The following is a 12,672-nucleotide window of genomic DNA, read 5'->3' as shown; positions in this document are numbered from 1 at the left end:
TGGCTTGGTTCAACCATCATCGGCTGCTCGCGCCTATTGGCTACATGCCGCCGGCTGAAGCTGAGGCAAACTATTACCGCAGCCAAACCGGTCAGGCTGTGTTGGCCTGACTAAAACCAAACGGCCTCCTCGAAACCCGGGGCGATTCAGGCAGCGAAGCGCCGTTTACAAGATCGTCAGAATGAGTAGCAACGGCCGCTTTCGTTACCGGCGAAGAACGGGGCAATTGTTATGAAGTCTAACCATCGCGATTAATGCACATGGGATGCATTCCGACCAATCCGCCAATGGTGGACCAGCACGCCGACGCCTAGTAGCGTCAGCACCAGCGATGCGCCCAGCGCGACAACCCCGAGCACAATTGCTGTGGTAACGGCCATCTCAATTCTCCTTGCCTGCTTCACGCAACTTGCGCTGCAGCGATTTCAATTTGGCCTGCTCGGTCTTCAGCCAGATCCACAAGCCGGTCAGACACAGGGCGACGAGCACCCAGCCCAGCACGTTGCTCCACAGCATTTCACCCGGTCCTTTGCCAAAGAAATAGGCTCCGGCGTGGAGTTCGCGCATCCATTGGTGCAAAGCAACCTTCGGATCCACCAGCGGCGGCAAGGAGTGATTGGCAGCCAGTGCCACATCCCATGGCTGCCAGTCGCGACCATCTGCGGAAACCAAAGGCCTGCCATCGGCCATTTCGCCACGACCGCCAACAATGACGAAGCCGCGACCATCAGGCAGCGTGGACAGCTGGCGAACCCTGCCACGCTGCACCGGCATCCAACGCCCGCCAACGGCATGCCAGATCGCCATGCGTGTCGCCACCACCGGCGTTCCGACGCCTTTCAGCAAGGCTAACCCGACGATTTCCTGGCCAGCGAAGGCGTCGACCGCAAGCGCCTGCCCGGCTTCGATCCGGGTCAGACCTTGCGCATTGCCGATCCAGGCAACCTGACCGTCGGTTACGAAAGCGGACATCGGCAGGCGTTCCGGCACGCTTTCCGCCCCCATCCAGCGCAGCGGCACCTTCACGTCGGAGATGCTGCGCATCGAAATCAGGATGCCGGAAACAGCCACCAGCACCATCGGCAGAACCAGAATGATGGCGATCCAGGTATGGATGCGCCGCATCGTCCAGGGTTTGCGTTTTTTCTCACGACGCATCGTTGGGCACCACTCAGAACGAAACCGTGGTTTCTAGACCGAACACCCGGCCGACGTCCTGAACGCCATTCGAGGTTTCGTACTTTTCGTTGGTCAAATTACGGCCGTACAGCGTGGCCCGTACCGGTGCGCCAGCCAGCTTGAATTCATAGCCCAGCCCAAGATCGTAACGGGTATAACCGCCCAGATAGGCCCGCACATCGCTGCTGCTACCCTGATAACTCGCGACATGTTTGATCGCCCCGCTCAAGGTGAAGCTGCCCATGCCATGCGAGAACGATAGATCCACGATGTTGCGCGGCGTGGTCGCCAAGGTATTTTCGAGAGTTGTGAAATGGGTCAGTCCGAAGCGGTAGAAGCTACGCTCCGCAAACGCGCCGGTCAGCACCAGTTCAACACCTCCACGCAGGGTGTCCTGCTGGTCGTAACAAGGCGTCATTGTCGCCGATGACTTCGGTGCGAAGGCGCCGCTGGAGGGAATTATCCCGGTCCGACAGGTCTGCGTTGAATTGTTGTTGGCTAGATAGGTATAGCCGTTGAGGAACTTCTCGTTTTCGACACTGCGACGAAAATAGTTCAGCGAAGGATTCAGCCAGCGGGTGACATGACCTTCAACTCCGATTTCCCACTTGCGCTGGCTGTCGTCGGTCAGCTCGACACCGGGCCGTGGATTCAGGCCGGTTGTCGCCTGGCTGCTCTGACCGTAACGTCCGGACAGTCGCCATTGATCGAAGAAAGCCCAACTCGCACCAAGGCTGAAGAAGGTTGCCGACGGCAGGGTACGATTGCTGTAGATCAGCGGCGAATTGACGCCGCCTGGCGGCTGGTTACCGCCGGTGTAATAGTCCAGCCCGTGCACCACGTGTACCTGATCGCGACGATAGCTGGCATCAAGCGATAGTTTGTTGTCGAACAGCCCCTGCTCGGCTTGAACGAACCAGCTCTTGGTCTTTTCCTCGCGCTGGATACCCTCGTAGTACTGCTGGCCGTTCGGCGCATCCCAGTGCATGTAATCGCCGCCGGCAGTCAGTCGGGTATTGCCGATATCGATGTTGTGACGCAGGTTCAGGTGCGTCACTTCATTGTCATTTTGCCGCGATGTGTAGGGCCCGGCAGCCGTGTTTGCCGTCCAGAAGGCCTGCTTGCTGACGCTGCGCGACAGGCTGAAAAGCGTCGTATGGATCCCGCCCCAGGCCTTGCTGCCGGTCATCGAATAGACGTCGGTGCGTGACGGATCCATGTACCAGCCTGCGTTGCCGGTGCCGTGACTGTTGGCATTGGGAATCTGAAATTCGCCATCATCCTTGTAGGCCATCACGTCGATCAACCATCCGCCCCACTGAAAGCCGCCTTTGAGCAGGCCGCCGGTCGTCTGCCGGTCCACGTTGTAGGAGGCGCCGTTGTCGAGCAGTTCATCCGGACTACCGTTTTCGGCGTAAGACAGCAAACCGGCAACATAGCCCTTGCCGGAAGCTTCATCCTGACCGAAGGCCTTGCCAGCCCACACATTGGCCTGCGTCGTATCGTTCGACTCCACAGCAGCCCGAAGCTGAACCTCATCACGCGCCGGCTTACGGGTCCGGATGACCACAAAACCATCTACCGGTGCTCCGCCCGGGCTGGCCGAGCCGGCCATCGGCCCCATGGTCAGCGTGCTGGCACCGCGCACGATCTTGATTTCCTCGATGGCAGAAACCGGCAACGATTTCATGATGCGCGAAGCCATCGTTGGCTGCAGATAGGCACCATCGATGATCCAACGGAACTGCGAATCGCCACGGATGGTCAGACCGCTGAACCCCTTGCGGCTGCTTTGCGTGGCGATCACGCCAGTCGCACTGTTGAGCAATTCGAACACATCGCGCGGTCGTAACTGTTCGATTTCCTCACGAGTGATGACCTGCGTGTGGACAGTGCTGCTTTTGGGCGTACGGAACGGATTGCGTGCATTCTCCGGCGTCAGCTCCGGCCGCTCGCTGCTACTGCTGACGGTAATGGTCGGCAATATCTTTTCCGATTCGGCGGCGGCATGTCCGGGACACAGCCATAGCGAGGCCATCAGGATCGCCAACGGCGTCCTGCGCAGTTTTTCTTCCATGAACAGACTCCTGACGGCTGCAGTCGTCCCCCCATGGAATCGCCGCGCCGCATTTTTAGTGAGGTGGCGCATACTAGAAAAATCAGCACAACATCAGGTGCGACATGGCGTCGCAGATGCATCGGTTGAGATGCAAAAGTCTTTGTGGGTCGAGGGTCGTTCTTCGTCGGTAACGAAAGCAGGCATTCGCAGGTAGCTCAAAAATATTTTGCGAACCGGAACAGGTCAGAATATTCGGTGGCATGGCCTCAGAAATGCCATTTTTGAGCCGGGCGCGTTGAATTCGTGCCTATTTCGATCAGCATTTCCCACTTTGTCGGATTTTTTGAGCGACCTGTTAGAGGCTGGACGTCAGGTAACTGGCGCTGTTCTGCCTCATTCAGCCCCAAGGCTCAAGGTCGGCTCCGGCCGAGGAGCCATCGCTTGCTCGATTGGCTCTTCACCGGCCCTATGCGAAGCAATCCATAAGGCCAACAACCGCCACCCTCACACCACCCTGACCTGCCACCTCCACCACTCCGCCGACACCATCCGCCCAAACGCGCCCACCATGCCCTCGATCCGCGCGCTGAACCCCTCATCCGCCTTCCCCTCCGCCAGAAACGCCAGCGGGTCGGTCCAGCAGGCGCGGAGGCCGGGGCAGACTTTGTCGTCCATCACCAGGGCTTCGTAGCGCAGGCTCACTTCGCCCCAGGGGGCGTGGGCGAAGATGGGGGTGAGGGCGCCGCTGTCGAGGGCGCGGATGTAGTAGTCCATGTCCCGGTCGTCGGCCATGGGCAGGGCGTCGGGGTCGGTTTCATCTGAGGGCCGGTCTTCGTCCCTCGGCACGGCGCGGGACGGGCCCAGGGCGATGACGACGCCGGCGTCGCGGTACAGGGCTTTGAGGCGGGCGGCGAGGGCTTCGCTGGGGCCGTCGGTTTCCAGGGCGCGCATGAGGGTGCGCTGTTCGATCTCGAATTGTTCGTACTTGTCCATGGTGCAGCGCGTGGTGTGGGGGCAAAGAGGCGCAAGGATAGCGGACTTGGGGTGGGCCTGGATGCTCTGGAGAGGTGTTGTCTCAGTGGGGCGTCCTGGTCGCAAATGACAGCATCACCGACATGACCAGCAGAATCCAGGGCAGCAGCCGGGCACGCAGGCCTTCATCCGAAAAGCGCGAAAACCGGTAGGCAATCGCAAGAAACGACGCGCCCGCCGCGATCAGGGAAAGGCCCGCAACCCGCGCCGCCTTGCCGTCCAGGGCCGTCGGGCCAAAGAAAAACTGGCCGAAGTCCGGCCCCTCCAGGGGCTCCAGGTGGCCGGAGAACAGCGCACCGCAGCCAAACCACAGCAGGAAACTCGAGAACGGCAAGGTAACGAGAACGAGCAGGAGGCTGTGCAGCCACGTGGGCAGTTCGTCGTCGGAGGGAAACAGCGAGGGGCGCATCGTCCGGCACCGTGATGAAGGCAGCGGAGTGATTGCATCAAACTTGATGGGAGATGTCATCCAGTCAATCACATCAGGGGGCAATCCACGACAAGGACGGTCACGAGTGACAATGCGCTTTGCGAGCGCGCCCCGCCCCCTCGGCCTCCCGCGGCCCCATTGCCACCCTCGCCTTGATTTGCCCCACCCCGTGTGCTTGACTGCCTTTCAGGGGCGCACTCGGCGCGCACCTGTATTCATTTCCTCGACATGCCCGCTTCTCTGTCGTGCTTTACTGGCGCGGGTCTTTGATTTTTTCCCTGCGCACAGGGGGGCAACACCCATTTTGGGAATCATGTCTGCTGCATCTCTCCTTGAAGTTTCACAAAACTAGTATTGAATGCATAAACAGACGGATTGATCAGGCCGGGCCGGCGCATCTCCACACACCCCGAGCCGGGGCCACGCGAGGGAAAGCGATGACATGTTTATAGCGGGAACAAGCGCCACCCTGCGACGCCTGATCGAGGATCAGCTGGTTGCCACCGGTGGGCTGGATGGCTACGAAGTACAACTGTTTTCCACCCGCGATTTCACCGGCACGATCACCAACCGGGTTGCCCTTTTTCTCTACCGGGTTGAGGTGGACGAGACCCGCCGCAATGTGGATCTGCCCCGCCTCGCACCCAATGCGCCCCGCCGTCAGGCCCTCGGGCTCGAGCTTCACTACCTGCTCACCGTGTGGGGGCAGCGTGCCGCCGAGGGCGAGCAGGTGATGCTGGCCCGCTGCATGGACATCCTGGATCGCCACGCGGTGATCACCGGCCCCCTGCTTGACCCCGCCTATCAGTGGGAGCCCGAAGACAGCCTGCGGGTGGCCCTCAACCACCTCAGCACCGAAGACATGCTGCGCCTGTGGGACAGCCTGGAGCCGCCCTACCAGCTATCGATTCCCTACGTGGTGCGCACGGCCCGGCTGGCCGCCCGCGAGCGCACCGATCCGGCGATTGCCGATTCGCGTACCCTGGTCTTCACGCCCCAGGTGCCCTGATGCTCGCGCCCGCCGATACGCCCCTCGCCTGGGCGGCCCGCCATTCTCCCGACCGCATCAGCGCGGTGGGCGTGCTGGCGGTGCGTGTCCGGCGCCATCTCACCGACGCGGGCGCGCCCGGCCTCACCGCCATCCCCGATCTGCGGGTGCGGGTTGCGGGCCACCCGGAGCGTCCCCTGTGGCATGCCAGCACCGGCCTTTACGGTTTTCTCGATCTCCCGCCGGGCAATGTGCGCATCGAGATCGAAGACCCGGCCGGGCGCTACCAGTCCCAGGCGGTCAGCGCCACGGTGCCCGACCGCTCGGCCCTCAAGGAAGCCCTGGAGGCGGGCGAAGCCCCCGTGCCCGTGGCAGCCCCCGCCTACCCGACGGCAAACCTGCGGCCCTCCCTCGCCATGGGCCTGCCCCCCGGCACATCGGCCCTGTGGGGCGTGGTGCGGGATGGCAGCCGGGTGGTGCCAGGTGCCCTGCTCAGCCTTGCCACGGTGCGAGACGGCGCGGCGGATGCCGTCACCACCCTCAGCGGGCGTGACGGCAGCTACCTCATCGTGCTGCCCTTCGAACGCATCGACCGGAGCGTCAACCCGCCGGTGCGCGCCTTCAACCGGGTGCTCAGCGTGTTTGCCCCGCGCCCCGATCTGGCCGCGGCCCTGGCGGCGCAGGGTTTTCTGGCCGGCCAGCCGGCCAATGTTTTCGGACTCACGGCAGCACAGCGCAACGCGCGCTTCCTGCCGCGGGACTTTCAACTGCGTGACACTGGCGGCACCCTGCACCAGCAGGTTGGTGGCCAGAATCCGCCCGTTTCGGTTTCGGTCGGGATGAACGTCCGGCTCGATATCGAGTTGCTACCCTAGCCATGATGGAGGCCCGACATGCCTGAATACCTCGCTCCGGGAGTTTACGTCGAAGAAACCAGCTTTCGCGCCAAGTCCATCGAGGGCGTGGCCACCTCCACCGCCGGTTTCGTCGGCCAGGCCCGCTTTGGCCCCACTGCCGGGCTGCCGGCCCTGGTCACCGGCTTCGAGGAATTCCAGCGCCTGTTCGGCGATGGCGATGACCTGCTGCTGGGCGGCGTGCCCACCCCCAACCAGCTCGCCCACGCGGTGCGCCTGTTCTTCGAGAATGGCGGCAAGCGGGTGTATGTGTCGCGCATCTTCACCCCCACCGGGGGCAGCTCGCTGGCGGCCAGCCGCTCGGTGAGCCCGGCGATCTCGGTGCAGGGGGTCAATCGCTTCCTGCGCGCCCGGTTTCCGGGGCGGGCCGGCAACGGGGTGGTGCGCGTCAGCGCCACGCGCAGCGGCAACCTGCTCACCGGCGCGGCGGGCAGCCGCCGGGTGATGGGCCTGCGCCTGGGTGACGTGGTGGAAGCCGGCGCCCTCAAGGAAAGCCGGGTGGACGCCACCGGCCCCGGTGCCGTCACCGCGGCCAACATCTACAGCGTCAGCTTCGATGCGGCGGGCAGCCCGCTGCTCACCAACGCCGGCGGCACCCTCGACCTCAACGGGGCAGCCCTCGCGGCGGTGCAGAAGATCACCCTCGATTTCAGCATCGGCCCCAACCTGGACGGCTCCACCGGCACCCGCAGCGAGCAGATCCAGCGCCTCTCGCCCCACCCGGATTCCGACCTCTTCGTGGGCCGCATCCTGCGCCATGAAGACCCGGACGCCGGCATCGAGCCGCCCGCCGACCGCAGCCAGCGCATCTACTTCGACGCCGTGGCCGCCCTGCCCTCGGTGGCGGCCCAGCGCACCACCTTCGCCCGCGACCTGCTCACCAGCCTGGTGGCCGCCTCGCCCCTCACCCTGGCCAACGGCAGTGACGGCATCTCCCCCGACAGCGCCGCCTTCAGCGGCGGTGGCAGCGGCCACGAGGCCACCGGCCTGGCCGCCCTGGGCGAGATCGAAGACATCGCCATTGTCGCCGCGCCGGGCTCCGCCGCCCTGGCCTCGCCCATCGATCAGGCCGTGCGCGACGCCCTCATCAGCCACTGCGAAAACCTGCGCTACCGCTTCGCCATCCTCGCCGGCCCGCGGGACGCGGATCAGGCCGCCATCCGCCAGGTGCGCGGCCAGCACGACTCGAAATACGCCGCCATCTACTACCCCTGGCTGGTTGCCACCATGCCCGGCAGCGCCCGGGAGACGGTGCTCTACTCGCCCGAAGGCGCCATGGCCGGCATCTACGCCCGCAGCGACATCGAGCGCGGCGTGCACAAGGCGCCGGCCAACGAGACGGTGCGCGGGGTGCTGCGCTTCTCGCGCAATGTGAACAAGGGCGAGCAGGACGTGCTCAACCCGGAAGGCGTCAACTGCCTGCGCTTCTTCGAGGGCCGCGGCTACCGGGTGTGGGGCGCCCGCACCATCAGCTCCGACCCGGAATGGACCTACATCAACGTCCGCCGGCTGTTCATCTACCTGGAACACTCCATCGACCGCAGCACCCAGTGGGCGGTGTTCGAGCCCAACAACGAAGAGCTGTGGCTCAAGATCCGCCTCACCATCGAGGGCTTCCTGTACGACGTGTGGCGCACCGGCGCCCTGCTCGGCTCGCGCCCCGAAGACGCCTACTTCGTGCGCTGCGACCGCACCACCATGAGCCAGTCCGATCTCGACAACGGCCGTCTGGTGTGCCTGATCGGCGTCGCACCGACCAAGCCGGCCGAGTTCGTGATCTTCCGCATCGGTCAGTGGACCGCCGACGCTTCCATCATCTGACGAGCGTGCGAATGAATCTACTGCGCGGCCCGATTTCACCCCTGCAATGCGCACCGTACCCCTCACTGTACCCACGTGCGGCTGCGCTTCTCGGGGCGAACTCGAACCGCTCGCTACGATTCCTCCACACGCTCTGGGCGCCCGCCCGGCGATAACTGCATCCTCAAAGGAGACCGGCAATGGCCACTCTGCGTGAAGACCCCTACGGCCCGTTCAATTTCAAGGTCACCATCAACCCCGCCAGCGGCGGCGAGTTTCGCGGCGGCTTCTCGGATGTCTCGGGGCTGTCCACCGAGATCACCCACGCCGACTACCGGGAAGGCACCGACGCCTTCAACCGTCCGCGCAAGGTGCCACTGATGTACAAGGCCGGCGACGTGACCCTCAAGCGCGGCATGATCGCCTCCCTCGACCTGTGGAACTGGGTCAATCAGGTGCGCCGCGGCAACATGGAAGCCCGGGCCACCGTGGTGATCGAGCTGATGAGCGAAGACCGGGCCAGCACCGTGGCCCAGTGGAAGCTCATCAACGCCCGCCCCTCCAAGTGGACAGGCCCCACCCTGGCCGCCAAGGGCGCCTCCGACGTGGCCATGGAAGAGCTGACCCTCGTCTGCGAAGACCTGGAGTTCGAGTGAGCGCTTGTGAATAAATCTGTTGCGCGGCCCGATTTCGCCCCTGTGATGCTCACCGTACCCGGAGTACGGCTGCGCTGCTCGGCGCGAACTCGAACCGCTCGCCACGATTTCTTCACACGCGCTGAGCGCTGCCGATTCGTCCTTGAACTGAGGCCCATTCCATGAGCGTCGCGCTGCTTGGCAGCCTGTGGCGTCCCGGTCTGCCCCCCGGCATCTACGAGGAGAAACCCGCCGTGGCCTCCCGGGCGCGGGTGCGCCTGGACGTGGCCGCGCTGATCGGGCTGGCCGAACGCGGGCCGGTGAACACCCCGGTGGTCATCGACGACGCCCGCCAGTTCGAGGCCGCCTTCGGGCGCGCCCTGCCCGGGCTCAAGCTGCCCCTGGCGGTGCGCCTGTTCTTCGCCAACGGCGGCCGGCGCTGCGTGGTGGTGCGCTGTGTGGACCACGTCAATGTGCGCACCACGCGCCTGCTGCTGCCGGGGCTGAAGGCCGTGCGCGGCAACTCCCGCAAGCAGGTGCGTCTGGCTGCCCGCAACCCGGGCAGCTGGGGCAACCGCCTGCAAGTGCGCTGCCAGCTCATCCAGCGCCCCATCGCCCTGGGGCTGGACCCGGTCACCAAGGCCCTGCGCATCCCCCCCGACCGCCCCGCCGTCGGCGCCACCCTGCGCCTTACCCGACGCGCCAGCGGCCCGGGCGCCACGCCGAGCAGCCGCTTCTTCCGGGTGGGCCTGGATGCCGCCCGCCAGCCCATCCTGGTGCCCACGCCCACCAACCCCTTCCTCGACCCCGAGCTGCTTGCCGCCGCCGTCGAACTCACCTTGCGGCTTGACGTCTTCCTGGACGGCAAGCTGGTCGAGAGCTGGGACGACGCGGCCCTGCACCCCAGCCACCCGCGCTTCCTGCCGCGCCTGCTGGGCCGCCGCGCCGCCGCCGAAGCCCTGCTGCCGCCACGCACCGACACCGCCAACCCCGAAGACCCGGTCTACGAGGCCGACCGCCACTGGGGCAGCGCCGACGACCCGTGGGGCTCCGACTTCCTGCGCCCCAGCCTGATGCTGGCCGATGCCTGGCTGCTGCCCGGCCGGGCGCTGTTTGCCGCGCCGGCCGGTCTGCTCCTGTCCGCCGCCGAGATGCCGCCGTCCCGCCAGGGCCGCGATGCCACCGCCAGCACCGGGCGCAATCACTTCTTCGAAGGCACCAGCATGGCCCTGGCCGACGCCATCGAAGACGCCGACCACCGCTTCGTCGCCTTCAACGCCCGCCCGCCGGCCCTGGATGCCCTGGGCGTGTGGGACCAGGCCCAGCCCTTCGAGCCGATTGCCCTGGTGAGCATGCCCGACCTGCTCCACCCCACGCCCCCCGAGGCCCTCACCGTGCCGCCGGCCCTGCCCGACGAGTTGTGCTTTGCCCCCCAGTGCAGCCGGGGTCAGGCCGAGCGCACCGCCAATGCCTTCGACTGGCCGCGCCTGGGCTTTGATGCGGTGGAGCTTCAGGACTACCAGCGCCGCCTGGTGGCCGACTGCGAGGCCCGTGACACCCGCATTGCCCTGCTCGACCTGCCCCCCGGCCTACGTGCCGGTGACGTGGTGGCCTGGCGCCACGGCGTGGCCAGCCCCCGCGCCGCCCTGTACACCCCGTGGCTGCGGGTGGATGCGGACGGCAGCGCCGCCACCGTGCCCCCCTCGGCCGCCGCCTGCGGCATCACCGCCCAGGTCGAGAACGACATCGGGGTATGGGCCGCGCCGGCCAATCGCCCGGTGCTCGGCACCTTCGCCCGCGCCGACGACGCCGGCCTGCCGGAGCCCGGTTTCCTGTTTGAAGAGCGCATCGACGAGATCCGCCGCACCGAGCGCGGCCTGATGCTCCTCGGCGCCCGCAGCACCGCCACCGAGCGGAACTGGACCCACCTGTCGGTGCGCCGCCTGATCGACTGGCTCAAGGCCCAGCTCGCCGCCGATCTGGCCTGGGCGCCCTTCGAACCCAACGACGCGGTGCTGTGGTCGGCCATGGCCGGCACCGCCCGCCGCCGCCTCAAGGCCCTGTTCAATGCCGGCGCCCTGGCCGGCCGCAGCGACGCCGACAGCTACTTCGTGCGCTGTGACGCCCGCACCCACACCCAGGGCGACCTGGACGCCGGCCGGGCCATCATGCAGGTGGGCGTGGCCCCCGCCGTGCCGGCCGAGTTCATCGTCTTCCGCCTCGTCCGCAGCGGCGCGGACGACCCGCGCATCGAGGTGCAGTGATGCCCGACCCGGCCATGCTCTCCAATTTCAACTTCGCGGTGCATATCGAACTGTCCGGCCTCGGCGGCGACGAAGGGCTGGCCCTGGGCAGTCGCAAGGGCGCCTTCTCGGAGGTACAGGGCCTGGAGATCACCCTCGAACCCGTAAGCCTGCGCGAAGGCGGCTACAACCGGGGTGCCCGCCAGCTCGTGGGCAAGACCACCAACCCGCCCCTGATCCTCAAACGCGGCCTGTCCCTCGACCCGGGCTTCTGGACCTGGGTGCAGCGCTGCATCGACGGTACCTTTCCGCTGCCCTATGTGTCCGGCACCATCCGCGTGCTGCAGGCCGACAGCAGCGCCCCCGATGCGGGGGTGTGGCGCTTCGAGAACGGCATCGTCACCAAGGTCAAGTCCGCCGACCTCAACGCCGGCAACGCCCGCGAAGTGCCCCTCGAGGAGCTACACATCGTCCATGAAGGACTGAGCAGGGAGGCCGTATGAGCGCTCACGCCCGGCCGCCCGAAGCGAGCGCTCACCCTCCCTCGGGGAGGATGTCGCACAGCGACAGGAGGGTAGTGGAATGACTACAGCCCAGTTCTGTCGCGCCAGGCTCGTGCCCTTCGATGCGGGGGGCAAGAACACCGAGGAAGGCCGGATCATCCCCCTCGACTTCAACCCCGAAACCCTGACCCTCAAGGTGTCCGGTGGCGAGCAGAAGGACAAGGGCCGCAAGGGCCGCCAGCAGGTGCAGAACGTCGGCTCGTCCAAGGCCACTCTGTCCTTCGAGTGCGTCTTCGACTCCACCCGCCCGCGGGACGACGACACCGGCGAGGGCGGCGGCGAAGAGATGCTCGACGTGCGCGTGCGCACCAAGCCCATCGCCGACCTGGTGCAGACCTACGGCAGCGGCAAGGAGCAGGCGCCGCGGCGGGTGCAGTTCCGCTGGGGCACGCTGATCTTCAATGGCGTGATCTCGTCCCACCAGGAGGTGTTTGAATACTTCAGCCCCAGCGGCGTGCCCCTGCGCTCCAAGGTGCAGCTGACCCTCACCGAGCAGGAGTTCCGCTACGAGGTGAACGCCAGCGACGCCGCCCAGCGCCGTCAGGCCGTGGAGCAGGCCGCCAGCGATGCCCGCAGCCAGGCCAGCGCGGCCGGCGCCGACAGCCTGCTGGGGGGCGGGGCCAACGGCGGTGCGGGCTTCGACCTCTCCGCCGGCTTCGAGCTGTCCGCCAGCCTCGATGTGAACCTGGACGTGAGCCTGTCGGCCCAGGTGGGTTTGTCCGCCAGCCTGGGCGCCTCGGCCGACATCGGCATGGCGGTGGGTGCCGGCATCCATCTGGACGCCTCAGCGGCCATCGACCTGTTTGGCCCCGCAGCCCTGAGCACATCG

Annotated in this window: 12 protein-coding genes; 7 read left to right on the top strand and 5 right to left on the bottom strand. The window is 66.1% G+C overall.

Going from position 1 to position 12,672, the window contains the following annotated elements:
- Nucleotides 1–251: 251 nt before the first annotated feature.
- From J0L98_RS19380 to J0L98_RS19360, 5 genes are all read right to left on the bottom strand, one after another.
- On the bottom strand, nt 252–380 hold the full coding sequence (locus J0L98_RS19380; RefSeq protein WP_296413592.1) for a hypothetical protein: 129 nt from the start codon (nt 378–380) through the stop codon (nt 252–254).
- A gap of 1 nt (nt 381) precedes the next feature.
- Entirely contained in the window at nt 382–1,158 is a 777-nt protein-coding gene (locus J0L98_RS19375) for a PepSY-associated TM helix domain-containing protein (protein ID WP_296413591.1), read from the bottom strand.
- Between the two features lie 13 nt (nt 1,159–1,171).
- Nucleotides 1,172–3,256 (bottom strand): TonB-dependent receptor plug domain-containing protein, encoded by a 2,085-nt coding sequence (locus tag J0L98_RS19370; protein WP_296413590.1) that lies wholly within the window; start codon nt 3,254–3,256, stop codon nt 1,172–1,174.
- A 486-nt stretch (nt 3,257–3,742) separates the two neighbouring features.
- Complete coding sequence (locus J0L98_RS19365) at nt 3,743–4,231, bottom strand: hypothetical protein (protein ID WP_296413589.1); 489 nt, start codon at nt 4,229–4,231, stop codon at nt 3,743–3,745.
- An 82-nt stretch (nt 4,232–4,313) separates the two neighbouring features.
- Nucleotides 4,314–4,679, bottom strand: a complete 366-nt coding sequence (locus tag J0L98_RS19360; protein WP_296413588.1) for a hypothetical protein — start codon at nt 4,677–4,679, stop codon at nt 4,314–4,316.
- A 463-nt stretch (nt 4,680–5,142) separates the two neighbouring features.
- On the opposite strand from J0L98_RS19360, the gene J0L98_RS19355 reads away from it, so the two are divergent.
- From J0L98_RS19355 to J0L98_RS19325, 7 genes are all read left to right on the top strand, one after another.
- On the top strand, nt 5,143–5,709 hold the full coding sequence (locus tag J0L98_RS19355; RefSeq protein WP_296413587.1) for a DUF4255 domain-containing protein: 567 nt from the start codon (nt 5,143–5,145) through the stop codon (nt 5,707–5,709).
- Nucleotides 5,709–6,563 carry a hypothetical protein gene (locus J0L98_RS19350; RefSeq protein ID WP_296413586.1) on the top strand — a complete coding sequence of 285 codons (855 nt, stop codon included), beginning with the start codon at nt 5,709–5,711 and terminating at the stop codon, nt 6,561–6,563. The genes J0L98_RS19355 and J0L98_RS19350 overlap by 1 nt, the downstream gene beginning before the upstream one ends.
- Before the next feature lie 18 nt (nt 6,564–6,581).
- Nucleotides 6,582–8,423 carry a phage tail sheath subtilisin-like domain-containing protein gene (locus J0L98_RS19345; RefSeq protein ID WP_296413584.1) on the top strand — a complete coding sequence of 614 codons (1,842 nt, stop codon included), beginning with the start codon at nt 6,582–6,584 and terminating at the stop codon, nt 8,421–8,423.
- Between the two features lie 179 nt (nt 8,424–8,602).
- Nucleotides 8,603–9,058 carry a phage tail protein gene (locus J0L98_RS19340; protein WP_296404825.1) on the top strand — a complete coding sequence of 152 codons (456 nt, stop codon included), beginning with the start codon at nt 8,603–8,605 and terminating at the stop codon, nt 9,056–9,058.
- Between the two features lie 161 nt (nt 9,059–9,219).
- Nucleotides 9,220–11,301, top strand: coding sequence for a phage tail sheath C-terminal domain-containing protein (locus J0L98_RS19335; protein ID WP_296413582.1), 2,082 nt, complete (start codon nt 9,220–9,222; stop codon nt 11,299–11,301).
- On the top strand, nt 11,301–11,783 hold the full coding sequence (locus tag J0L98_RS19330; protein WP_296413581.1) for a phage tail protein: 483 nt from the start codon (nt 11,301–11,303) through the stop codon (nt 11,781–11,783). The genes J0L98_RS19335 and J0L98_RS19330 overlap by 1 nt, the downstream gene beginning before the upstream one ends.
- A 79-nt stretch (nt 11,784–11,862) precedes the next feature.
- The coding region (locus tag J0L98_RS19325; protein ID WP_296413579.1) for a hypothetical protein at nt 11,863–12,672 on the top strand (810 nt) is incomplete at its 3' end.

The organism is Zoogloea sp. (assembly GCF_017302315.1).
In the GTDB taxonomy this organism is placed as follows: Bacteria; Pseudomonadota; Gammaproteobacteria; order Burkholderiales; family Rhodocyclaceae; genus Zoogloea.
The sequence above is the reverse complement of the archived record's forward strand: the minus strand, read 5'-3'. Positions and strand labels throughout refer to the sequence as shown.

Coding starts and splice junctions, on each gene's coding strand:
- J0L98_RS19380 (WP_296413592.1), bottom strand. CDS start 380: ATGGCCGTTACCACAGCAATTGTGCTCGGGGTTGTCGCGCTGGGCGCA.
- J0L98_RS19330 (WP_296413581.1), top strand. CDS start 11,301: ATGCCCGACCCGGCCATGCTCTCCAATTTCAACTTCGCGGTGCATATC.
- J0L98_RS19365 (WP_296413589.1), bottom strand. CDS start 4,231: ATGGACAAGTACGAACAATTCGAGATCGAACAGCGCACCCTCATGCGC.
- J0L98_RS19375 (WP_296413591.1), bottom strand. CDS start 1,158: ATGCGTCGTGAGAAAAAACGCAAACCCTGGACGATGCGGCGCATCCAT.
- J0L98_RS19340 (WP_296404825.1), top strand. CDS start 8,603: ATGGCCACTCTGCGTGAAGACCCCTACGGCCCGTTCAATTTCAAGGTC.
- J0L98_RS19360 (WP_296413588.1), bottom strand. CDS start 4,679: ATGCGCCCCTCGCTGTTTCCCTCCGACGACGAACTGCCCACGTGGCTG.
- J0L98_RS19370 (WP_296413590.1), bottom strand. CDS start 3,256: ATGGAAGAAAAACTGCGCAGGACGCCGTTGGCGATCCTGATGGCCTCG.
- J0L98_RS19335 (WP_296413582.1), top strand. CDS start 9,220: ATGAGCGTCGCGCTGCTTGGCAGCCTGTGGCGTCCCGGTCTGCCCCCC.
- J0L98_RS19345 (WP_296413584.1), top strand. CDS start 6,582: ATGCCTGAATACCTCGCTCCGGGAGTTTACGTCGAAGAAACCAGCTTT.
- J0L98_RS19350 (WP_296413586.1), top strand. CDS start 5,709: ATGCTCGCGCCCGCCGATACGCCCCTCGCCTGGGCGGCCCGCCATTCT.
- J0L98_RS19355 (WP_296413587.1), top strand. CDS start 5,143: ATGTTTATAGCGGGAACAAGCGCCACCCTGCGACGCCTGATCGAGGAT.